This is a genomic window from Burkholderia sp. R-40 (genome assembly GCF_049942845.1).
Lineage (GTDB): Bacteria > Pseudomonadota > Gammaproteobacteria > Burkholderiales > Burkholderiaceae > Burkholderia > Burkholderia ambifaria.
In genome coordinates this window covers 2,067,719-2,090,000 of sequence record NZ_CP187968.1, presented here as the reverse complement: position 1 = coordinate 2,090,000, position 22,282 = coordinate 2,067,719, and the positions used below count along the sequence as shown (strand labels likewise).

Here is a 22,282-nt window from a genome sequence, read left to right as displayed (position 1 = left end):
GTTGGGCCTGTCATGACTGGAGCGATTCTTTGTTACAGATCTTCGCGCTCATCGGCGCGTTGTTCCTGGTGGCCCTGAACGGGTTTTTCGTCGCAGCCGAATTCGGCCTCGTCAAACTGCGCGCGACGCGCGTCAAGACGCTTGCCCGCAAGCACGGCCTGCGCGGGCGCATCCTCGCCGTCGTGCACGGTCGACTCGACGCGTATCTGTCCGCGTGCCAGCTCGGCATCACGCTCGCATCGCTCGGCCTCGGCTGGGTCGGCGAGCCGGCGTTCGCGGAACTGATCGGCCCGCTGCTCGACCTGATCGGCGTAGAGTCCGAACGCATCGTGCACCTGATCTCGCTCGTGTTCGCGTTCTCGCTGATCTCATTCCTGCACATCGTGGTCGGCGAGCTTGCGCCGAAATCGATGGCGATCCGCCAGTCGGAGAAGGTCGGCCTGTGGGTCGCGCTGCCGCTCTATGCGTTCTACTGGGCGATGTATCCGGCGATCTGGGTGCTCAACAGCAGCGCGAACGCGGTGCTGAGGCTCGCGGGGCTGTCGGCCGACCACGGCGGCGATGCGCACTACTCGACCGACGAACTGAAGCTGATCCTGCGCGGCCGCCGCAGCGCCGCGGGCAACACGGCGCAGCCCGCGCGCGGCACGTACACCAACGACGAGTGGAACACGCTCGCGCATTCGCTCGATTTCTCGTCGATGACGGTGTCGGATCTGATGCGGCCGGCGCACGAAATGATCGGCCTGCGCCGCGACCTGCCGCTGCCCGACAACATGGAAATCGTCGCGCGGCACCGCTTCAGCCGCTATCCGCTGTTCGAGAATACGTCGCGCGAACAGGTCAGCGGGCTGATCCACCTGAAGGACCTGCTGCTCGCGCGTCATGCGGGCGCGGCGCTGGAGGATCTCTCCGACTACGTGCGCCCGGTGCAGTACGTGAAGCCCGACACGCCGGCGCTGGAGCTGTTCCGCCGCTTCCGCAAGGGCGCGCCGCACTTCGCGCTGGTCGGCAATAAGGGCGAAAAGCCGATCGGTTTCCTGACGCTCGACAACCTGCTCGGCGCGCTGGTCGGCCAGATCCACGACGAATTCCGCCAAGGCGACGCCGACTGGACCCGCCTCGACGACGGCACGCTGATGGGCAAGGGCAGCCTGCCCGTCGTGTCGCTCGAGCAGGCGCTCGGCATCGACATCGACGAAGGCCGCGCGGAATCGGTCGGTGGCCTCGTGATCCAGGCGTTGAGCGATTTGCCGACCGAAGGGCAGCGCGTGTCGTTCGATCGCTTCGACGTCGTCGTGAAGAAGATGAACGGCCCGCGCATCGTGCTGGTGCGCGTCTATCCGAAGACCGCGAAGGAGGCCGACGAATGACGGCCGCCGCTCGCCCTCCGCGCCCTCGCTGCACGCGATGAGCGCGACGCTGGCGCGCTGCTGCGTGATCACGCCGGAGCCGGCGTCCGCGTCGGCCGCCGATTGCCAGGCGTTCCTCGAGCGGCTATCGGCCGTGCTCGCGCGCGGCGAGACACTCGTGCAGTTGCGCGTGAAGTCGTTCGACGCGGCCGCGTTCGCGCGGCTGGCCGCCGATGCGCTCGCGCGCTGCACCGCGGCCGGCGCGCAACTGATGCTCAACGGGCCAATCGACGCGGCCGGCGTGATGCAGCTCGACGGCGCGGGCTGGCACCTCGACAGCGCCGCGCTGCGCGCCGTCGCGCAGCGGCCGTTGCCGGCCGCGCGCCGCGTGTCGGCCGCGTGCCATGCGGCCGATGATCTCGTGCTGGCCGCGCGCGCAGGCGTGGATTTCGTCACGCTGTCACCCGTGTTGCCGACACTCAGCCATCCCGGCGCGCCGACGCTCGGCTGGACGCGCTTCGCGGCATTGGCCGCGCAGGCCGTCATGCCGGTCTATGCGCTCGGCGGCATGACGCGCGCGCATCTCGACGACGCGCGCCGCCACGGCGCGTATGGCGTCGCGGGCATTCGAAGTTTCTGGTGAGTGGAGTGCGGCCGGGCGCGCCAGCGCCCGGCCTTCCGCGCGTTACACGCGTTACGCGCCTTAAGCGTTCAGTTCAGATCGGCACGCATGCCGCGCCATGTGCTGTCGTCGAGCCGGCGCACGTCGTGCGTGAGCGCGTAGTGGTTGACGTCCCCCGTCAGCCACGCAACGAGCGAATACGGCGGCAAATCCCCCTCGTCGATCCGGTCGCGCGCGCGCGCCGGCGTCTCGAACACGATCTGCCCTCTTGGCGCATCGAACGGCAGCGCGTCGGGCGACAGGTTCAGTGCGATGGTCAGCGTCTCGTCATCGGCAAGCTGCCACGACGCCACTAGCGCATCGGCATCGCCGTCACCGCCCGCCTTCAACGTGTGCGCTTCCCGCGGCCGGCAATCGGCCAGCCGCGGCGCAATCAGCTTCGCGCGCACGGCGAGCGCCGACTGCACGAAATGCGCTCGATCGGCATCGCGCGCGGTTTCGTCGAAGATCAGCGGGATCTGCGGCGTCAGCAGCGACAGCGCGAGCGCGGCGAGCCCCGGCGTCTCGAGCTCGCCATGCTCGCTCTCGCGCCATACGCCGTCGGACAGCACCAGCGACGTCAGCGCCAGCCCTTCGGCGCAGGGGCCGTCGCCAGTGGCAGCCGGCTGGAACGCCGCGCCGGCCGCAGTCAATGCACGAGCCAGCGTATGGATCGACTGGTGTGCCGAAATCCCTTCGTGAGCGGTCGCGCCGCGGTCCGTCAACCGATGCAGCGCGCGTTCGCCGCAACCGTTCCACTGGGCATCGAAATGGGTATCGGCCAGATGTACCGGATGACGCTCGCTGCCTAGCACGAGGTGGATCAGCCGGTCGGCCGGCACGGCCGCGCGCACGCGGTCGGCGATCTCGCGCAGCCACGACGTGCCGATCCGGTCGGCCTCGCGCAGCCGCAGCCCGTCGCAACGGTATTCGTCGATCCAGTACATCGCGTTGTCGCAGAAGAAGTCGCAGACTTCCGGATGATCGAGCGCGAGCGGCGGCGCCTGCAGCGGATCGTCGCGCGTATGGAAGAACGGCACCGCGTAATGGCGCAGCGCGTCGGTGCCGCTGCCGAAGCGCGCGTAATCGAGCTCCAGCAGCACCGCGAGACCGTAGCCGTGCGCGTCGTCGATCAACGCCTTCAATGCATCCGGGCCGCCCTCGGCCGCGAGCGGCGCGAACGGCAGGCTGTCGTGCGGCGACGCGAGCAACTCCAGCGCCGTCACGCCGAGACGCGCGAGCTGCGGCAGCCGGCGGCGCACGCCGTCGAAGCCGCCCACCGCGTGCGGACGAATCGCATACAGCGCGATGTCTTCCCACGGACGTCCGCGCCAGAACGTGTTGCGCCACGTGAACGCGCGCGGATCGATGACCTCGCTCGGGCCGTTGAGCCCGTCGGGCTGCGAACGCGACGCGGGATCGGGAATCGACACGACATCGTCGAGCCGATAACGGTAACGCGCGCCCGCACCGCATTCGACGAACGCTTCGAACCAGTTCCGACCGGCGGCCGTCATCGGGACGAGCGTCGTGCCATTACCGGTATCGAGTTCGAGCTGAACGTGCATGCTGGCCGGCGCCCACACGCGGAAATGCGTGCGCGGCGACTTGCCGAGCGCACCGCAGGGCTGCGCGCCGAACGGCAGGCAGTGAATGTAGTGCTGCGCATACGGATCGTGCGAACAATCTGACATCATGCGCTCCTCATGCGTGCCGAGCAGCATGGCCGCGCGAACCGCGCGGCGCAGCGGGCCCGGCATGCGACGGCCAGGCAGGGGGGAAGAAAAGTATGCACCTGTTTCAGTTCTGAAACGTATTGATTCCTCACATTTTTAAATGCGAATCGACCCCGACAACGTTTGCGTGCGACGCGCACCGAGTCGGGTAGTCCGCATACCGGAATGGCCGCTCGCCTTGTTGCGCCGCCGACCGCCGCTTACGCTCGGTGCGATGCGCGTGGACACCCCGTCCGCGCAAGAACCCGAGGCATCCGCCATGTCACTCCCCGCCAGCGCCGCGAAGTTCGATCCGGCACGCGCGCACGAATACGCCGAACAGTCCCGCATCGCACTCGCCGGCTACGACGCATGCCACGAACTCGCCGCGTGCATGCTTGCGTCGTCGATCCGCGCAGCCGATGCGCGGATCCTCGTGGTAGGTGCAGGCGGCACGGGGCAGGAAATCTGCGTGCCCGCCGCGCTCGAACCGGGCTGGCGGTTCACGGCCGTCGATCCGTCCGCGCCGATGCTCGCGCTCGCGCGCGCCAACGTCGAAGCGGCGGGTTTCGCCGGCCGCACGCACTTCATCGAGGCCGGCATCGATGCGCTGCCCGACGCGCCGGCGTTCGACGGCGCGACGCTGATCGGCGTGCTGCATCACGTGCCCGGCGACACGGCGAAGGCCGCGCTGCTGGACGCCATCGCGCGCCGCGTGAAGCCCGGCGCGCCGCTCGTGATCGCGGGCAATCATCGCCGCTACGCGGACCACCCGCGGCTGCTCGATGCGTGGCAGCAGCGCTGGCGCATGAAGGGCGCGACGCCCGACGCGGTGCGTGCGCAGCTGGCGAAAATCCTGCAGGGCGCCGATCCGCCGGCTTCCGAGGAAGCCGTGTTCGAACTGCTGGACGATGCGGGTTTCGATGCGCCGCTGCGCTTTTTCTCGAGCCTGTTCTGGGGCGCGTGGATCGCGTTGCGCCGCGCCGCGTGACGAGGCGCAACGACGGGTGACGCGCGCCGCTCGACGCACTGGACCATCGCGCGGCAGCCCGACGTGCCGGGCGTCACCCGCGCTCGGTATGATGTCGTTCCCGCCCCTCTTCCGGCCTCGACATGCTGACCGTCCATCACCTGAACAACTCGCGTTCGCAGCGCGTGCTCTGGCTGCTCGAAGAACTGGATGTGCCGTACGAGATCGTGCGCTACGCGCGCGATCCGAAAACGATGCTCGCGCCGCCCGCGCTGCGCGCGATCCATCCGCTCGGCAAGTCGCCCGTCGTCACCGACGACGGCCGCACGATCGCCGAATCGGGCGCGATCATCGAGTACCTGGTCGAACGCCACGGCAACGGCCGCCTCGCGCCGTCGAGCGGCACGCCCGAGCGGCACGACTACACGTACTGGCTGCACTACGCGGAAGGGTCGGCGATGCCGCCGCTGCTGCTGAAGCTCGTCGCGTTGCGGATCGCGCATGCGCCGATGCCGTTCTTCGCGCGGCCGATCGCGCGCAAGATCGCCGCGACGCTGCAAGCGGGCTTCGTCGATCCGCAGATCGCGCTGCATCTCGATCATATCGACGGCGCGCTGACGCGCACGGGCTGGTTCGTCGGCGGCAGCTTCAGCGCGGCCGACATCCAGATGAGCTTCCCGCTCGAAGCCGCGATGGCGCGCGGCGACGGCGGCAGGTATCCGGCGATCGCACGCTTTCTCGAAACCATCCACGCGCGGCCCGCTTACCGCCGCGCGCTCGAGCGCGGCGGTCCGTACGAACTCCTGAAATAACCCGCGTCAGCTCAGCAGCCCCGCCGCGACGTTGATCGACAGCCCGAGCACGGCCATGTTGAAGTAGAACGACAGGATCGACTGCGCGAGCACCGCGCGGCGCGCGGAGCGGTTCGCGAGCGACACGTCGGCCGTCTGCGACGCGACCGCGATCGTGAACGAGAAATACAGGAAATCCCAGTAGTCGGGCTCGGGATTGCGGTCGGGAAAGCGCAGCCAGCGATCGCCGGTCGGCGAGCCGTAATAGAGCCGCGCGTAGTGCAGCGTGAAGATCGTCGGAATCAGGAACCACGCGCCGAACAGCGTCGCGGCCGTGATCGCGTAATGGCCAAGCCCCGCGCGAAAGCCGACGCTCTTTGCGGTCGCGAGCTCGATCGCAATCGCGGCGACGCTCGCGACCGTCGCGAGGCAGATGACGGTCAGCACGGTCGTCGCGTTCTCGTCCTCGCGGATCGCGACTTCGCGCACCTTGTGATGATGCGCGGTGACCATGCGCACCCACATCAGCACGAGATACAGCCAGACCGTGCAATCCCAGCCGATCAGCACGCGCGCGGTCGGCCGCAACTGGAGCGGCAGCAGCACCGCGCACGCCACGCCCGCGACGAAGGCGGCGACCATGCGCGGCCGGTTGCGTAATACCTGCGGATAAAGCGTCATCGTGTGATTCCGAAAGCGAATGGAAAGGTCCCGCCGGCGCGCGAAGGGCCGCTGCGCGTCGCCGGCGGGTAGCGCCCCGATTATCGCCATTCCGGCATGTCGTTGCGATGGCCGCGAGCGCCTAAGATATCGGGATGACACCCGCCCTCTGCCACCATCCCGCGAACGCGGCCGGCCGCGACTTCGTCGTCGGCGATCTGCATGGCTGCGTGGATGTGCTGCGCGCGCTGCTGCACGACATCGGCTTCGATCCGGCTTGCGACCGGCTGTTCTCGGTCGGCGATCTCGTCGATCGCGGCCCCGCGTCCGAAACCACGCTCACGCTGCTCGACCGCCCGTGGTGCCACGTCGTGCGCGGCAATCACGAAGAAGTGCTGAGCCTCGTGTCGCGCGGCAAGCTGCCGCCCGATGCATGGCGCGGGATCGGCGGCGACTGGGGCGCCGATCTCCCGCCGGAGCGGCTGCACGCGCATGCGGCACGCGTCGACGCGCTGCCGCTCGTGCGCGTGGTCGGCGACGGCGCCGCGCGCTTCAACGTGCTGCATGCGGAATTCTTCGGTCCGGACGCCGAACTCGACACCGGCAGCTATTCGCACGACGTGCGCGAGCGGCTGATGTGGGGGCGCGACCTGGTCCAGGGGCTCGCCGACCCGGCCCTGCAGGCCGGCCTGTCATTGACCTGCACCGGTCATACGCCCGTGCGCGCGCCGCAGCGCATCGGCGCGCAATGGTTCATCGATACCGGCGCTTTCGCGCCGTCCGGACGACTGACGATCGTCGAACCGCGCACGGGCGACATGTGGTCGCTCACCCAGGCCGACGCGCGCGCCCGTCACGCGGGCGAGTTGCCGCTGCCGTAGGCCGGCAGCGGCTTGGCGGAAGCACGCGCACGCGTTTGCGCGCGCGAGCCTCCCCCGCTAGCCCACCTGGTTCAATTCGAACACCGCATCGATCGCGGAACCGTTCCAGTTGTATTCGAGATACGCAGCGTGATGACAGTCGCGCAGCAGCGTCGTGCGAAACGCCGCGAGACATTCGCCGCCTGCGTCGCGCACCGACGGATAGACGATTCCCGCGCCACCCGCATGGCGCACCGCGCGGCCGAGCGCCTGCCCTGCGCTGTAATCGAGCGGATCGAGCAGCGCCGGGCTGCGCTGCGGCCATGTGCGCACGTCGGCGACTTCGCCGTGCGCGTACACCGTGTAGAGCCGCATCTGCTGGCGCATCGGCGGCTCCTTCGTCGCGGACATGAACAGCCCGCTGTGATAGCGCGTTTCGGCGATCGCCGTATCGCGCGACCGCCCGCAGTAGAACACGCCGTAGCTGCCGTCGGAAAAGCGGCTGCCCTGCGGATTCAGGTGGGTGAACGCGGCCATGATCGGCCCCCAGCCCTGGCCGTAGCGACGCTCGGCCGGCGGCACGAGTTCGAGCGTGCCGACTTCGTTGCGGATGCGGTCGTTGGTCAGCGATTCGAGCGCATAGAGCGCATCGAAATCCTCCGCGGACGCGACGCGGTCGAACAGGTTGATGGCGGGGAAACGGGTGGGAATCACGCGATAGGCAGGCGTCCAGTCGACGACGGTCGTGGGCCAGGATTGCGCTTCGATCGGCATCGTCACGCCCAGCCACCTCGCATCGCGTCGAGATATTGCCGGACGGCGACCAGATCGCCGACGTTGCCGGCGAGCATCCGGTCGAGCGCGCGCTTGCCGCCGAACGGCGCGGCGTCGTTGGGCCGCTTGACCCAGGTATCGGCGGCAGCCGGCTGCGGCAACAGGATCTGCAGCGCCTTGTAGATGCCGAGCAGCAGCGATAGCCGCTCGAGCGTGTCGCGCGGCAGGCGGGCCGATTCCGGCGCTGCCTTCCACTTGAAGAACGTCGAACGGCCGGGCGACCCGAGCAGCACGATCTGTTCGTCGATCGTCAGCTCCCAGTCGCGCGCGATGTTGAAGAACGCACGCAGGCCGGCCGCCGACATCTGCGCGACCGAAGCCTGCCGCGGGGCGGAATACGGATCGAAGGCGGGCTGTGTCATGAGCGTTAGTCTCGAAATGAATTCACTAACAAGATTAGTCCATTTCGGTATTTTTGCAAGGGTCGCCCCCCGACATCGGCATTTCCTTCGACAAGACGATATTTTTTGTCCATTCTGGACGAATATTTTATTTTCTGCGTTAATGGCCGTGCGGACAGCGCATCGCCATGCGGTGCGTGTCTACAGCAACCGAGTCGCCGAGAACCGGATAGACCACGCCAAGGAACCATCATGAAGAGACTGATTGCCGCCGTTTCGATCGCCCTGCTCGCGGTATCGGCGGGTCCCGCCGTCGCGAAGGACTGGACCACGCTGCGCTTCGGCACCGACGCCAGCTACGCGCCGTTCGAATCGAAGGCGCCCGACGGCAAGCTCGTCGGCTTCGACATCGATCTCGGCAACGAAATCTGCGCGCGGCTGAAGGCGAAGTGCGTGTGGCTGGAGAACGATTTCGACGGCATGATCCCGGCGCTGAAGGCGAAGAAGTTCGACGCGGTGCTGTCGTCGATGTCGATCACGTCGCAGCGCGCGGAACAGATCGGCTTCACGACGAAGATCTACAACCAGCCGACGCGGCTCGTCGTGAAGAAGGGTTCATCGCTGCTGCCGACGGCCGAATCGCTGAAGGGCAAGTCGATCGGCGTCGAGCAGGGCACGACGCAGGAAGCGTATGCGAAGGCGTACTGGGCGAAGCAAGGCGCGAACGTCGTGTCGTACCAGAACCAGGACGGCGTGTATGCGGACCTCACGTCGGGCCGCCTCGACGCCGCGCTGCAGGACGAGGTGCAGGCCGCGATCGGGTTCCTGAAGTCGCCGCGCGGCGCGGGCTACCAGTTCGTCGGGCCCGAACTCATCGACGAGAAGGTGCTCGGCATCGGCGCCGGCATCGGGCTGCGCAAGGAAGACACCGACCTGAAGGCGAAGATCGACCGCGCGATCCTCGACATGGTCAAGGACGGCACCTACAAGCGGCTCGCGTCGAAGTACTTCGACTTCGATATCTACGGCGGCTGAAGCGGCGTCGCGCGCGACGGGTGTGATGCCCGTCGCGCGCGGCCGGACCGCCCCTCCCCCAAGCGCCGGACGGCAACGCCTCCCTGACGTTTGCCGTCGCGCCGGTTTCATCGACCGCGCGGTACCGCCTGATACCGCACCGTCTGATCCCGCGCTTCATTCGGATTGCAAACCGCTGACGTCCGCGGGCGATGGCCCGCGTGCGACGTCAATACGCGAAGAGCGGGCGCAGCCGAACCGGCGCGCGGGTGCACATACCCTGGCGGATCCGGTTGGCCAGCGAAAAAGTACCGGCCCGGCGCGGATGACCGGGTATCAGCCGGATCCGCCTTGCACCGGGCGCGCAGAGATGGCCTGTCGACGCATGCCGGCCGGCGGCAAGATGCGCGGAGGCCCGGCGATGGGTCGAGTCATTGCGTTCGCGGCTGGCCGGCCGCGTGGTTTGGCGATCGTTCATCATTTTTCTACCCCGTATTCGTGCCGTTGCTTGTGCCGGCAACCGGACTTCGCCGGTGCCCCGACGATCCGACGACGACGGCCCTGCCGGTCGGACCCGGGCAGTGCTGGCTGCCCGTCCCGCCGGTCATCCCCGTGGGCTGCGTCCTTGTCGGCTCTTGAGTTCGCTGCCGAACCGGCCGGACGCCACGTCGTCGACTCTCGCACCTCGATCAGCGCAAGGAGCGGGCCAGCTTCGGATGAAGCCGGCCGCACAAGGCTTTCGTCGGACAAGCTCGCGGCCGGATCGGGCGAGAGATGCAGGAAGTTACGAAACTGAAACATGTCGCGCGCGGGCGGCCGCGGGTGCGCTGCGGCAATGCCTTGCCGGACAAGGCGCGCGGACGATCAGGAAAGTTTTGCCGGCGCGGGCGGCACGCCGCCGGCCGCGTTTGCCGGGTTATTCGGGTGGCTGCCGACAGGAAACGTTTCACGCTCTTTACATGCCGCCGGCCGTGCGCACGGGCCGGCCGCGAACGCTTCCCTGCCGCCGCTCAGCCGACGCGTTGATGGTCGGCGTCGCCGGGCGGCGAACCGTCCTTGCCGCCGTTGTCGCCGTTGTTGTCGTGGTCGTTGAGCCCGTGCTCGATCATCATCCGGTAGAGCGTCACGCGCGAGATGCCGAGTTCGGCGGCGGCCTTGTTGATGCGGTGATCGTTGCGCAGCAGCGCGTTCTCGATCGCGGTGCGCTCGGCGAGCGAACGCGCCTGTTCGAGCGTGACGGGCTCCGTTTCGCCCGGCGTCTCGAGCCCGAGATCGTTCGGCGTCAGCAGCCGGCTTTCCGCCATCACGATCGCGCGGCGCACCCGGTTGATCAGCTCGCGCACGTTGCCGGGCCACTCGTAGCGGCGCATCGCGTCGAGCGCGGCCGACGTGAAGCCGCTGATCTTGCGGCCGCTGTCGGCCTTGTATTTCTGCAGCACGTAATGCGCGAGGATGTCGATGTCCTTGCCGCGCGCGCGCAGCGGCGGCTCGTGAATGCGCAGCACGCAGAGCCGGTGATAGAGGTCCGCGCGAAAGCGTGCGGCTTCGACCGCGCCGTCGAGATCCACGTGCGTCGCCGAGATGATCCGCACATCGACCGGAATCGATTCCTGGCCGCCGAGCCGCTCGATCTTCCCTTCCTGCAGGAAGCGCAGCAGGCTCGCCTGGCTTTCGACCGGCATGTCGCCGATTTCGTCGAGAAACAGCGTGCCGCCGTTCGCGGATTCGATCCGGCCCGCGCGCCGCTGGTTCGCCCCGGTGAATGCGCCGCGCTCGTAGCCGAACAGCTCCGACTGCAGCAGGTGATGCGGAATCGCGCCGCAGTTGATCGCGACGAACGGGCCCTTGCCGCGTGCCGAGCGCTCGTGGATCGCGAGCGCCGTCAGCTCCTTGCCGGTGCCCGACTCGCCGGAGATGAACACGCTCGCGTCGGTTTTCGCGACCTTGCGAATCGTGCTGAACAGCTGTTGCATCGCTTCGCAGTTGCCGATCATTCCGTGCTCGCCGATCGACGCCGCGTAGGCAGCGCCGTCGACGCGATCGAGCGCGGCCATCCCGCGTGCATGGCCGAGCACGTGCGAAATCCATTCGTGCGGCAACGGCAGCGTCACGTAATCGAAACAGTAGCTGCGGATCAGTTCGCGCACGGCAGGGCTGATCGTGACACCGGCCTGCGCGACGGAAATCCAGCCGATCGCCGCCTGACTCAGGCACGCCTTCAGCGCGGGATAGTCGCGCGACGTGAATCCGGAAAAATCGATGAGCCCGGCGGCGACGTTTACGCCGGACGTCATGTTCTGCGCGGCGCCGGCTGTCTTGGCGATCGAGATATCCCAGCCGAGCCCGCGCAGTTGCGCCAGCAACGGCTCATCCGGCGAACGCATGATAACGAACAGCTTGCGTCCGGCCTCGGGGGCGGTAACGGATACGAGCGGCATCTCGGGCGCCGCCGTCCCGTTTGCGTCGGGTGACCTTGCAACCATCGTTATTCCCCGCTTGGCGTTGGTATCGTGCGCCGGCTCGCCGCGCGTACGAAGGACCTCGATCGAACCGACATATTGGCCGTATTTCCGTACGAATAAAATCCCCCCGGGCGATAATCGTGCGCCGAACGAATCCTTTCATGAACGGTATATCGATGCCGCGGACGCGCGGCTAGATGGGTGTTTTCCCGGTGGCGGGGTGAACCCGGAAGAAAGCCGCGGAGATCACGAACGCGGGGAACCGCGCCGGTGCTGGCGCACCGGGCGGCATGCGATGCCGGGCAGGCGGAATCGAATCGGCCGCATGCGCCGGCGTGGCTGGTCGGCCGTCCCGGCGAACGCGTGCGCAATCGTTTCCGGTTGATGACGGTCAATCGTCAATTAAACGGGGTTGATGCACGAACGCAACACGCGCCGCATCGCGCGGCGGGCGGATTAGCGCCCCGATGCGAGCGGTGCGGGCGCGTGGGCATGAGAGCGACCACGGCCGGCCGCCGCGTCATCGTGTTCGCCGTATGCGGCGACGAGCCCGTCGACACGGGAAAGGTGATGACGGTTGTCGTGGTCCCACGGATGGAAGCCGGGCCGCAAAAAGCTCAGCCACTCCCCCGCGATGCGAGGAAACAGCCCGCGGCGCGGCCCGTACAGGAACGCGATCATGCGCAGCATGCCGCGCACGCGATGCCGGATGCCGCGATCGCGCGACAACAGCGTCACGTGGATCAGGAACACGGTCGGCCAGAACGTCAGCGTCGTCAGCAGGTACACGCCGACGCGGACCAGGTAGCGACGCAGGCCCGGCTTCATCACGGCGTTCCACACGTCGTAGGACACGGCCTTGTGCTCGGTTTCCTCCAGCGCATGCCATACCCACATCTGCCGGTAGCCCTCGACCGAGCCGGCGAGACGCGTCGGGTCGCGCAGGAGCCAGTCCGCGAGCATCGCCGTGTAGTGCTCCGCCGCCACCGTATGCGCGAGCTGCACCGAATGCGGCAGCACGCGCTTCGCGAAGCCGAGCACCGTCCATACGCGCTTGTCGAGCTTGCGCGCGGGCAGCCGGTTCGCCTGCATCAGTTCGTTGTATTCGACGTGTTCGCGCGTATGCATCGCCTCCTGGCCGATGAAACCGAGCACCTGGCGCTTCAGCACGGGATCGTCGATCCGGTCGCGATAGTTGCGCACCGAATCCATGAAAAAGCGTTCACCGGCCGGAAACAGCAGCGACAGCGCATTGAAGAAGTGCGTCACGTGCGGGCCGAGCCCGTGCCAGTCCTTCGCGCGTTCGACCGGCAGGTCGAAGCGCAGGTCGCGGCGCACCGGCATCACCTCGGCTGCGGCGGCGGAAGCGGCTGACTTCATGTCGTCGTTCTCCTTGTTTTCGGGCGGCCCGGCAACTGTCGCGGCCTTGCCGGCGCGGGCCCGGGCGGCGCATCGCGCAACGCCGAGATCTTGCCATCGATAACTGTAAAGATAGGCTCGGGGCGGCGCCACGCGCAAGCCGCGCGGTAGATGCGCGCTTCCAAACAGGACGCGCTCGGCAGTGCTGGAAAAACGACGTTTGGAAGGCGTTCGCGCGTGCCGCGATTCGAACGCTCACAGCGGCGTGCGATCGACAGGCGGGCGCTCAATGCGCGGACCGTAATCGGCTTGAAAGCGCCGTGCGACGGGCGTCTCGCGTGAAGGGTCGGTGGTGTTCAACGCGACGCCGGCTTGCCGCGTCGCAACGATTCATACGCGCGCGCCGTTCGCGCGGCGCAACCGCGTCGATCCGGTTCGCGAAAAATTCAAACGCGCGTTCCATTCGCGTTTCCCGCCAGATGCGTGGCCGCCTCGCCAGCGACCCGCGATCGACACGCGGATTGGCCTTCGCCACGCAGGGCGGCCCGCTGCGCGCTCGCCTACAATAGCGGTTTTACCCAACCCCTTTCAGGAGAAGTCATGTCTGTCACCACGACCGCATCGGGCCTCAAAATCGAAGAGTTGACCGAAGGCACCGGCGCGGAAGCGCAAGCCGGCCAGACCGTCAGCGTCCATTACACGGGCTGGCTGACCGACGGTCAGAAATTCGACTCGAGCAAGGATCGCAACGACCCGTTCGCGTTCGTGCTCGGCGGCGGCATGGTCATCAAGGGCTGGGACGAAGGCGTGCAGGGCATGAAGGTCGGCGGCGTGCGTCGCCTGACGATCCCGCCGCAACTCGCGTACGGCCCGCGCGGCGCAGGCGGCGTGATTCCGCCGAACGCGACGCTCGTGTTCGAAGTCGAACTGCTCGCCGTCTGACGAAGACGCCGGCCGACTCTCTCCGATGGAACGCATCCCGTCACCCGCCATCGCGCTGCGCCGTTACGACACGTGCGAAGCGTCCGACGTGCACGACTTTCACCAGGTCGTGCTCGGCGTCGACGGCGAGATGGTGATGGCAGTGGACGGCGTCGGCCAGCGCATCGACCGGCACGCGGCCTGGCTGATTCCGGCCGGCGCGCGCCACGATTACGCGGGCCTCGGCGACAATCGCCAGCTCGTGCTCGACCTGCCCGCCGCGTCGCTCGCGGTGCCGCAGCGGCTGTTCGACAGCGCGCGTGCGGTATCGATCGACCCGGCGCTGACGTCGCTCGTCGCGCAGGTCGCGGCGGCCGCCGCGCAACTCGACGGGCCCGCCGGCGACACGCGACACGCGCATCGCTTCCAGTGGCAGGCCGCCGCGCGTCTGTGCGACGCGCTGCTCGGCGACACCAGCCTCGTCGCACCCGCGACGGGCCTCGATTTCGCGCGCATCGACCGCTGGCTGCGCGCCCGGCTCGCGGAGCCGCTGCGCATCGCCGATCTCGCCGCGCACTGCGGCTACGGCATGCGCCGGTTTCATCAATTGTTCGTCGACGCGTTCGGCGAAACCCCGCATCGTTACCTGCAGCGGCTGCGGCTCGACGCCGCGATCGTGCTGCTCGCCGACGGTCGCCATCCGCTCGTCGACATCGCCGGCATGGTCGGCTTCGCCGACCAGAGCACCTTCACGCACGCGTTCACGAAGCGCTTCGGCGTCGCGCCGGGGCGCTGGCGCGGCGAACGTCACTGAGCGATTTCGCCGGACGGTTCCTGCCTGCCGTAATGCAGTCGCCTGGTGTGGCAAGCCGCCCCTTTTCCGCGCGCAAATCGATCGCATTGGATCGCAGTCGGCGACCGTATCGACGCATCATGCCTTCCTGAAACCTCGGCCGCACGACGCGTACTTCTCCGGGATCGCGGGCTGGGCCGACTATCACGCGGTATTCGAGCGCAATGCGTTCCAGCGCTGTGCGCGGCTCGCCGACGATGCCGATGATCGCGGCCACACGAACCGCCGCCGCGTTCGGCTACGGATCGCTGCATTTCATCGATGCGTCGGCGCCGCTGGGGCTGCTGCTCGCGTCGGGCGGCGCTGCGCGTCGCAGCGGGGTTGCTCGCGACGCTGATCAGGCCGGATGCGCATCGCGGTGCATCGGCTGCGCGTCGGGCAGCGTCATCCGTCGATTGAACGGCACGACTGGCCTTCACCCCCGCGTCGCGCCCTCCTCGTCACCCACCTTCCGCACGACCGTCTCCGCCGCCTTCAGCGGCCGGCCGTCGTCATGCCGCAGCGCGAGCTTGCGGATCGCGCGGCCCGTCTTGCGCTCGACCAGCACCGAATGCGGCTCGCCGCGCGCGAACAGGTTCGCCTCGCCCCACTGCCGCAGCATCACGATCACCGGAAACAGCCCCTCGCCCTTCTTCGTCAACGCGTATTCCTGATACGCGCTGCCGTCCGACGCGGGCACGACCTCGAACACGCCGGCCTCCACCAGCATCCTCAGCCGGTCCGACAGGATGTTGCTCGCGACGCCGAGGCTCGCGCGGAAATCGCCGAACCGGCGCACGCCGTCGAACGCGTCGCGCACGATCAGCAACGCCCAGCGATCGCCGACGATATCGGTCGCCCGCGCCACCGGGCACGGCGAATCCGCAAGACTTTTCTGCCTGGCCATATTGCTCTCCGCTGTCGCGCCGGCCGCCCGCCCGGCGCCGGCCATTCGTGCGCGGGCCCGTCGCCCGCCGCCTCATGAAGTTGCATTTTAAAACTACTTTTCCTACACTCACACTAGTTTCAAATTGCAACTACTTGAGTGAGGCAACCGATGGAATCGTCTTGTCGTTCAGGAACCGTCGCGTCGAACGCGGCATCGCGTGCCGCTCGCCCGGCCGATGGCACACGCGTGTCCACGGCGCGCGTCGCGCTGCTGGCCGTCTGCTGCGCCGCGAGCGTCGCGAATGTGTACTACGCGCAACCGCTGCTCGATTCGATCGCCCGCGACTTCGGCGTATCGCAGGCGGCGGTCGGCGGCGTGATCACCGCGACGCAACTCGGCTGCGCGCTCGCGCTGCTGTTCGTCGTGCCGCTCGGCGACCTGCTGAACCGCAAGCGCCTGATCACCGTTCAGCTCCTGCTGCTGACGGCGGCGTGCATCGGCGTGGCCGCATCGTCGACGCGCATCGCGTTGCTCGCGGGCATGGTCGCGGTCGGGTTGCTCGGCACCGCGATGACGCAAGGGCTGATCACGTGCTCGGCCGCGCTTGCGGGTGCCGGCGAGCGCGGCCGCGTGGTGGGCGCGGCACAGGGCGGCGTCGTGATCGGCCTGCTGGCCGCGCGCTCGCTCGCGGGTGTCGTCACGGATATCGCCGGCTGGCGTGCCGTTTATCTGGTGTCGGGCGCGCTCGCGATCGCGATGCTCGTCGCGCTGGCGCGGCTGTTGCCCGATAGCGATGCGCCGCGCGAACGCATCGGCTATGCGGCGCTGCTCGGGTCGATGGTCACGCTGCTGCGCACCGAGCGCGTACTGCGCGTGCGCGGGGCGATCGCGCTGCTGATGTTCGCGGCGTTCAGCATCTTCTGGAGCGCGCTCGTCCTGCCGTTGAGCGCGCCGCCGCATGCGATGTCGCATACGCAGATCGGCGCGTTCGGGCTCGTCGGCGCACTGGGGGCGGCGGCCGCCGCGCGCGCGGGCCGGCTCGCGGACCGCGGGCTCGGCGAAGCGGCGACCGGCGTCGCGCTGGCGCTGCTCGCGCTCTCGTGGCTGCCGCTCGCGTTCGGCGGCACGTCGATCGCGCTGCTGGTCGTCGGCATCGTGCTGCTCGACGTCGGCGGGCAGGCCGTCCACGTCGTGAACCAGAGCATGATCCTCGGCGCGCGGCCCGACGCGCATGCCCGCCTCGTCGGCTGCTACATGCTGTTCTATTCGGTCGGCAGCGGGCTCGGCGCGATTGCGTCGACGATGATGTATGCGCACGCCGGATGGATCGGAGTTTGTGGGCTCGGCGCGGCGGTAAGCATCGTCGCGTTCGCCGTTTGGGCCGTGACGCGCAGGCGTGCATGACGCCTGTCGAAAACGGCGTGCGGATCACGGCGACTGCGGTAGCAAACGACAAAAAGCCGGCTCGCCCGATTCGGGCGAGCCGGCTTGGGTCCGGCTTGGGTCCGGCTTGGGCGATCGACTCGCGACCCGTCCGCCTACGCATGCGCCGCCCGCCATCCGCCGGCGGCGCACCGCGTTCACTTACCCCGCCGCCCGAATCGCCTCCTCATACACACCCGCGACCCGCCGCGCGATCACCGCGTTATCGAAGTGCTCACGTGCATAGCGCTTGCACGCGGCTTCGTCCGGCAGCTTGATCGCGCCCGACAGCGCCGCGCCGAGCCCTTCCGCGATCGCATCCGCGCCGGTCGACGGCAGCACGAGGTCGTCGGACAGCCCGGCGACCGCCTCGGGCAACCCGCCGACCGGCGTAACCAGCACCGGCGTGCCAGACGCGAGCGATTCGACGGTGATCAGCCCGAAGCCCTCGAGCGCGACCGTCGGCACGACGCTGACCGTTGCCGCGCGGTACAGCGCCGCGAGATGGTTGTCGGGCACGAAGCCGAGCAGCTTCACGTTGTCCTGCAGCCCCGCCGCATCGATGCGCTGCTGCAATTCCTCGCCGATCTTGCCCTTGCCGGCGATCAGCAGCAGCACGTCCGGGTGCCGTTGCTTGACGACGCCGATCGCATCGATCAGATCCTCCAGCCCCATGCGCCGCACGAGCCGGCGCACGGCCAGCACGATCGGCCGGTCCTGCGGCAGTTGCAGCTTGTGCCGCGCCTCGCTGGGCGTGAGCGGCGTGTCGAACTGCGCGGTATCGACACAGCCGGGAATCACGCGCACGCGCGACGGTTCGATCCCGTAACGGTTCGTCAGGATCTGGCCGAATGCCTGCGACAGCACGATCAGCCGCGACGAGCGCGTGTAGACGGCTTGTTCGAGATAGCGCTTCGCGCGCTGCCCGAGCGACGCGGCGCCCTCGACCTGGCTTTCGTCGGCCCACGGCCCCTGGAAGTGCGACACCTGCGGAATCCCGCGCGTCACGTCGAGGCCCGGGAACGTGTACAGCGCGAAGTGCGACGAAATCACGTCCGGCCGCTCAGTGCGAATCTCGTCGCGCAACGCGCGGCGCGCGGCGAGCATCCGGCGCGCGAGCGGCTGCGACGCGGGCCCGAAGCCCTGGATCGCACCGCCCGTGTCGTCGGCGACCTTCGGCGAGCCGGCGACGAGCCCGCGCACCTCGACGCCCGCACCGGGCAGCGCGCCGACGAGCGAGTAGTACATCCGGTCGAGGCCGCCCGCACGTTCGGGGAACCAGTGCATGCCGATCTGCAACGATTTGATCGGCCGGGAAGATTGGGACATCACGATTGCTCCTGCGTCACCGCATGCTCGACCCGCTCGAAGGCGGACGGCTGCGTGGGTTGGCCGATGCGCCGGTAGAGCGCGACGTACTGGGCGCCCATATGGGCCCAGCCGAAACGGGTCATCAATTCGCGGGCCGCGTCGCCCATCGCGCGGCAGGTGTCGCGCGACGCCGCGAGCGAACCGATCGCCTGCGCGAGCGCCGCCGGATCGTCCGGATCCTCGAGCACGATCCCGCACTCGCGCGTGATGATTTCCGCGCCGCCCGCCGTTCGTGCGGTGACGACCGGCAGCCCGGCCGCCATCGCCTCCAGCAGCGACAGGCTCATCGCCTCGTAGCGCGACGGAAACACGTACGCGTCGACCGAGCTCATCAGCGTCGGCATGTTCTTCACAAGGCCGAGGAAGTGCACGCGCGAATCGATGCCGAGCGCGCGCGCCTCGTCCGGATACGGGCTGCCCGGCAGATAGCCGGCCACCGCGAGATGGACGTTGGCCGGCAGCTTCGTCAGCGCCTTCAGCACGGTGCCGAGGTTCTTGCGCGGCGTGCGAAGATCGCCGACGAACAGCAGCAGGAACGCGTCGTCCGGCAGCTTGAACGCCGCGCGATCGGGCTGCGCGCCCGCGAAGGCACTGCCGTCGACGCCGTTGTAGATCACGCTGATCTTGCGGCTGTCGATGCCGAGCCCGGCAATCTCGTCGGCCACCTTCTGCGACACGGCCGTGATCGCGCGCGAACGCCGGTATGCCCAGCGCTCCAGCGCGGTGTTCACGCGTGTATAGACGTACTGGTAGGCCGACCACATGCCCTTCGTCAGCCCGAACGGGTAGTACGGGCTCTTGAACCAGCCGCCGTGCACGAAGTGCGCGGTATTCACGTCGGCGCGGATCCACGAGATGAAGCCGTTCACGTGCAGCACGTCGTACTCGGCGCGATGCGCGCGCAGCCACCACGCGCTCTTCAGCGCGAACACCTGCTGCTTGACGAGATTCGACGGCCAGAACCGACCGACCTTCACCGGCACCCAGCGCACGCGCGGGTCGGCCAGCAGCTCGGGCGCGACATGCGACGCGACCAGCGTGACCTCGTAGTTTTCCGCCAGCGCCGCGCGCGCGATTTCGTAATTGACGCGGCCCTGGCCGTCGTTATGTCGCACGACGTGCGTGACGATCGCGATTCTCAATGGTCGCCTCCCCGTGATTGCGCGGCGGCCAGCAGGCGCTGCGCCTTCTGCCAGTGCGCCGCGGATAGTATTGAAAAAATGGCCGTGAACAGCAGCAGGCCGCCCGTGCCGATCAGCGAGTTCGTGAACACGAGCATCGCGAACACCGACAGGCACAGGCTCAGGCATGCGCCGACGAACTTGTCCTTGCGCAGCTTGAACGCCGCGCGCAGCGTGCGGCCGAGCAGCATCACGACGCCCGCCAGGTACAGCAGCGTGCCGGGCCAGCCGAGCACGAACGGCACGTTCATCACGCCGCTGTCGAAGCTGCCGTACTTGCCGAGCTCGCCGCTGTCGCTCGACAGCTTGGTCGACGCGCCGGTCGCGCCCATCCCTTCGCCGGCCACGTCGGTGAACGCCGTCTGCGCGAAGGTCGCGTAGAACTTGTTGCGGTCGTCGTAGCTGCGGTCGTCCTTCAGGTTCGTGATCGACTGCAGACGCGCGCCGAGCCGGTCGGCCACGGGCCCGACGGTCAGGAGCGGCACGCACAGCCCGACCAGCACGACGCCGCTGATCAGGATCCGCATCCGCACGCGGTTGCTCGACTGCAGGAGCTGGATCGCGAGCGCGATCACCCAGCCGCCCCAGGTCGAGCGCACGAGACACAGCGCGAACGACACGAAGCCTGCGGCGCCCGCGAACCAGCGGACCTTCTGCGGCGCCGCGAACACGAACACCAGCGCGCCCATGATCGCGAACGCGAACGGCCCCGACGAGTTCATCGTGCTGAATACGCGGACGCCGTACGGCACCGGCTCGCCCTGCGAACCCATGTTCGACCCGATCATCCACAGCACGTCCCACTGCGGCATCACGAAGTACTGCACGACCCCGTACACGCCCATCACGGCCGCGCCCCACATGAACGTGGACAACAGCACGTCGCGGTACTCGGGATAGTCGCGCGAGTTCACCATGATGTGAAAGCCGATCAGCACCGGGTACACCCAGTTCGCGAGGTCGTAGGTCGCGGCCATCACGCCGCTCGACACGATGCCGACCAGATACGCGTACGCCAGCCCGAACAGCATCAGCAGCACGGGAATCCCGCGCCGCTGCGCGAGCACGCGGTAATGCCTGATCAGTCCGAACGCGGCGATCATCGTCACCGCGAGCGGCGCGACCTGGATCAGGCTGGTCGGCGTGAACGCGCCCTTCGACCAGTCGGCCAGACGCCGCACTTCGGGGCTCAGGAACCACACCCACCACATGAAGCCGACGTAGCGCGCGGGGCTCTTGAAATACAGCCAGATGCCGACCGCGATGGCCAGCACCGGAAACGCGAGCGTCAACACCTTGCCCTGGTGAATGGCGATCAGTGCGGCGGTAAACGTCCACAGCCCGGCCTGCCCGACCCAGTGCTTGCGCTCGGGCAGCCAGCTGCGCTTGCGCGACGGTTCGCGTTCGGCGGCGATCGTGCTCATCGATCCGCTCTCACCGCGACGACGGATGCGAATCCGCGAGCGGCATCGCGAGGCCGGCGGCCGCCGGCGTGCGACGCCGGCGCAGCATGTCGCGCGTGATCCGCACGTGCTGCTCGGCGAACGCCTGCGTGGTCAGGTCGCGCTCGCGCAGGCACGCGGCCGCGGCGCGCGCGCAGTCGAGCGCGGCGAGCGGATCGGCCACGAAGCGGTCGGCGGCCTGGCGCATCGCCTGCGCATCGAACGCCGGCACGTAGGCGGCCGTGTCGTGCGGGAAGTAGTCGCTGAGCCCGCCGACGTCGGACACGATCATCGGCTTGCCGACCGCCGCCGCCTCGAGCATCACGGTGATGCCCGACGCGTGGAAGTTCGGCCGCAGCGGCACGACGATCACGTCGGCCCATGCGTACAGTTCGTGCTGCTTCGCGAGGCCCGATGCCGAGCCGATCTTCACGTTCGGCGCATGCCACTCGCGCGGCACGCGGCGGCGCGTCGCGAGCCGCACGTCGTAGCGCTCGTCGCCGCCGAACGCGGCGAGGAAGGTGCGCCAGTCGCGGTCGCGGTCGTTGCCGATCGCGGCGATCCGCAGCGGCCGGTTCGGCTGCCACTGCTGCGGCTCGACCGGCGGGAAATCCTGCGTGTTCAGCCCGTAGTAGACGAACTCCGCGTCGCGCCCGAGATAGCGGCGGCACAGCTCGGCGTTGTCGCGAGCGAGTGTGGTCAGCGCGTCGGCACGGGCGAGCAGCTTGCGATACAGCCAGCGGCGCGCGCCGCCGAACGTGTTCCACTTGTCGAACAGCCACACGCTCTGCGCGAGCAGCAGCGGGCGCTTGCCCCGCGCGCCGGCGAGCTTCAGGACCAGCGCCGCGGCGAGATGCTCCTGCTCGGTGTGCGTCCAGATCACGTCGGTGTCCAGCAGCGCGGCGCGATTGCGCCACGCGTGCACGACGTCGAAGCCGAGCGCCGCCTTCAGCGCACGGCGCGCGAGGCTCGCGACGCGGTTCTCGCGCCGGTCCTGCGAATAGGTCAAGCGGAATTCGTCGGATTCGGCGTGGTGATAGCCGTACAGGCAGCCGATGTCCTCGCCTTTGCGGTAGGTACGCGGATCGGCGCCGTAAAACAGGTGGACGTGAACCTTCGTTGCAGTCATGTCAGCCTCCGCCGTGCCGTGGGATGCCCCGACAGGCAGGCTTCAGGGAAATGAGCGGGTCGTACCATATCAAGCC

At 68.4% G+C, this 22,282-nt stretch carries 21 protein-coding genes; 9 read left to right on the top strand and 12 right to left on the bottom strand.

Translation table 11 applies throughout. The features are described 5' to 3' along the window. Positions 1 to 29: 29 nt before the first annotated feature. On the top strand, positions 30 to 1,373 hold the full coding sequence (locus tag ACP26O_RS25795) for a hemolysin family protein (protein ID WP_011658268.1): 1,344 nt from the start codon (positions 30 to 32) through the stop codon (positions 1,371 to 1,373). A 37-nt stretch (positions 1,374 to 1,410) separates the two neighbouring features. Beyond that, positions 1,411 to 1,995: a thiamine phosphate synthase gene (locus ACP26O_RS25790; protein WP_175663163.1), complete on the top strand. Its 585-nt coding sequence runs from the start codon at positions 1,411 to 1,413 to the stop codon at positions 1,993 to 1,995. Between the two features lie 68 nt (positions 1,996 to 2,063). Here the strand turns inward: ACP26O_RS25790 and ACP26O_RS25785 are convergent, their stop codons facing one another. Further along, positions 2,064 to 3,707 (bottom strand): DUF3459 domain-containing protein, encoded by a 1,644-nt coding sequence (locus ACP26O_RS25785; RefSeq protein WP_175663309.1) that lies wholly within the window; start codon positions 3,705 to 3,707, stop codon positions 2,064 to 2,066. Positions 3,708 to 4,008: 301 nt separating this feature from the next. Here ACP26O_RS25785 and ACP26O_RS25780 point away from each other — a divergent pair, with 301 nt between their 5' ends. Next, positions 4,009 to 4,719: a class I SAM-dependent methyltransferase gene (locus ACP26O_RS25780; protein WP_175663164.1), complete on the top strand. Its 711-nt coding sequence runs from the start codon at positions 4,009 to 4,011 to the stop codon at positions 4,717 to 4,719. A gap of 122 nt (positions 4,720 to 4,841) precedes the next feature. Then, a complete protein-coding gene (locus ACP26O_RS25775; RefSeq protein WP_175663165.1) occupies positions 4,842 to 5,510 on the top strand; it encodes a glutathione S-transferase in 669 nt (222 codons plus the stop codon). 6 nt (positions 5,511 to 5,516) lie between these two features. Here the strand turns inward: ACP26O_RS25775 and ACP26O_RS25770 are convergent, their stop codons facing one another. Continuing rightward, on the bottom strand, positions 5,517 to 6,170 hold the full coding sequence (locus ACP26O_RS25770; RefSeq protein WP_011660476.1) for a DUF1345 domain-containing protein: 654 nt from the start codon (positions 6,168 to 6,170) through the stop codon (positions 5,517 to 5,519). Between the two features lie 134 nt (positions 6,171 to 6,304). On the opposite strand from ACP26O_RS25770, the gene ACP26O_RS25765 reads away from it, so the two are divergent. Then, complete coding sequence (locus ACP26O_RS25765; protein WP_012365608.1) at positions 6,305 to 7,030, top strand: metallophosphoesterase; 726 nt, start codon at positions 6,305 to 6,307, stop codon at positions 7,028 to 7,030. A gap of 57 nt (positions 7,031 to 7,087) precedes the next feature. Here ACP26O_RS25765 and ACP26O_RS25760 read toward each other — a convergent pair whose 3' ends face one another. Together ACP26O_RS25760 and ACP26O_RS25755 are read right to left on the bottom strand one after the other, a co-directional pair. Continuing rightward, a complete protein-coding gene (locus tag ACP26O_RS25760; protein WP_175663310.1) occupies positions 7,088 to 7,783 on the bottom strand; it encodes an RES family NAD+ phosphorylase in 696 nt (231 codons plus the stop codon). A gap of 2 nt (positions 7,784 to 7,785) precedes the next feature. Next, a complete protein-coding gene (locus ACP26O_RS25755) occupies positions 7,786 to 8,205 on the bottom strand; it encodes an MbcA/ParS/Xre antitoxin family protein (protein WP_006754054.1) in 420 nt (139 codons plus the stop codon). Between the two features lie 231 nt (positions 8,206 to 8,436). On the opposite strand from ACP26O_RS25755, the gene ACP26O_RS25750 reads away from it, so the two are divergent. Continuing rightward, on the top strand, positions 8,437 to 9,219 hold the full coding sequence (locus tag ACP26O_RS25750) for an ABC transporter substrate-binding protein (protein ID WP_175663166.1): 783 nt from the start codon (positions 8,437 to 8,439) through the stop codon (positions 9,217 to 9,219). A gap of 456 nt (positions 9,220 to 9,675) precedes the next feature. Here the strand turns inward: ACP26O_RS25750 and ACP26O_RS25745 are convergent, their stop codons facing one another. The 3 genes from ACP26O_RS25745 to ACP26O_RS25735 all read right to left on the bottom strand — a co-directional run bounded on the left by ACP26O_RS25745 (position 9,676) and on the right by ACP26O_RS25735 (position 13,040). Next, complete coding sequence (locus ACP26O_RS25745) at positions 9,676 to 9,999, bottom strand: hypothetical protein (protein ID WP_175663167.1); 324 nt, start codon at positions 9,997 to 9,999, stop codon at positions 9,676 to 9,678. Between the two features lie 209 nt (positions 10,000 to 10,208). Beyond that, the gene (locus tag ACP26O_RS25740) at positions 10,209 to 11,681 is read right to left on the bottom strand and encodes a sigma-54 dependent transcriptional regulator (RefSeq protein ID WP_175659602.1); all 1,473 of its coding nucleotides are present in this window, start codon (positions 11,679 to 11,681) and stop codon (positions 10,209 to 10,211) included. A gap of 435 nt (positions 11,682 to 12,116) precedes the next feature. Then, entirely contained in the window at positions 12,117 to 13,040 is a 924-nt protein-coding gene (locus ACP26O_RS25735) for a metal-dependent hydrolase (protein ID WP_175663168.1), read from the bottom strand. A gap of 579 nt (positions 13,041 to 13,619) precedes the next feature. On the opposite strand from ACP26O_RS25735, the gene ACP26O_RS25730 reads away from it, so the two are divergent. Further along, positions 13,620 to 13,961, top strand: coding sequence for an FKBP-type peptidyl-prolyl cis-trans isomerase (locus ACP26O_RS25730; protein WP_006761935.1), 342 nt, complete (start codon positions 13,620 to 13,622; stop codon positions 13,959 to 13,961). 25 nt (positions 13,962 to 13,986) lie between these two features. Continuing rightward, positions 13,987 to 14,754 carry an AraC family transcriptional regulator gene (locus ACP26O_RS25725; RefSeq protein ID WP_175663169.1) on the top strand — a complete coding sequence of 256 codons (768 nt, stop codon included), beginning with the start codon at positions 13,987 to 13,989 and terminating at the stop codon, positions 14,752 to 14,754. Between the two features lie 454 nt (positions 14,755 to 15,208). Here the strand turns inward: ACP26O_RS25725 and ACP26O_RS25720 are convergent, their stop codons facing one another. Then, positions 15,209 to 15,679 (bottom strand): winged helix-turn-helix transcriptional regulator, encoded by a 471-nt coding sequence (locus ACP26O_RS25720; protein WP_175663170.1) that lies wholly within the window; start codon positions 15,677 to 15,679, stop codon positions 15,209 to 15,211. 150 nt (positions 15,680 to 15,829) lie between these two features. Here ACP26O_RS25720 and ACP26O_RS25715 point away from each other — a divergent pair, with 150 nt between their 5' ends. Next, positions 15,830 to 17,065 (top strand): MFS transporter, encoded by a 1,236-nt coding sequence (locus ACP26O_RS25715; RefSeq protein WP_175663171.1) that lies wholly within the window; start codon positions 15,830 to 15,832, stop codon positions 17,063 to 17,065. Between the two features lie 180 nt (positions 17,066 to 17,245). On the opposite strand, the gene ACP26O_RS25710 is transcribed toward ACP26O_RS25715, so the two are convergent. The 4 genes from ACP26O_RS25710 to ACP26O_RS25695 are packed head-to-tail and all read right to left on the bottom strand — an operon-like array spanning position 17,246 to position 22,206. After that, the gene (locus ACP26O_RS25710; RefSeq protein WP_011660464.1) at positions 17,246 to 18,412 is read right to left on the bottom strand and encodes a glycosyltransferase family 4 protein; all 1,167 of its coding nucleotides are present in this window, start codon (positions 18,410 to 18,412) and stop codon (positions 17,246 to 17,248) included. After that, on the bottom strand, positions 18,412 to 19,596 hold the full coding sequence (locus ACP26O_RS25705; protein ID WP_175663172.1) for a glycosyltransferase family 4 protein: 1,185 nt from the start codon (positions 19,594 to 19,596) through the stop codon (positions 18,412 to 18,414). The genes ACP26O_RS25710 and ACP26O_RS25705 overlap by 1 nt, the downstream gene beginning before the upstream one ends. Then, positions 19,593 to 21,059 (bottom strand): O-antigen ligase family protein, encoded by a 1,467-nt coding sequence (locus tag ACP26O_RS25700; RefSeq protein WP_011660462.1) that lies wholly within the window; start codon positions 21,057 to 21,059, stop codon positions 19,593 to 19,595. The genes ACP26O_RS25705 and ACP26O_RS25700 overlap by 4 nt, the downstream gene beginning before the upstream one ends. Before the next feature lie 10 nt (positions 21,060 to 21,069). Next, positions 21,070 to 22,206 (bottom strand): glycosyltransferase family 4 protein, encoded by a 1,137-nt coding sequence (locus tag ACP26O_RS25695; protein WP_175663173.1) that lies wholly within the window; start codon positions 22,204 to 22,206, stop codon positions 21,070 to 21,072. Positions 22,207 to 22,282 lie beyond the last annotated feature (76 nt).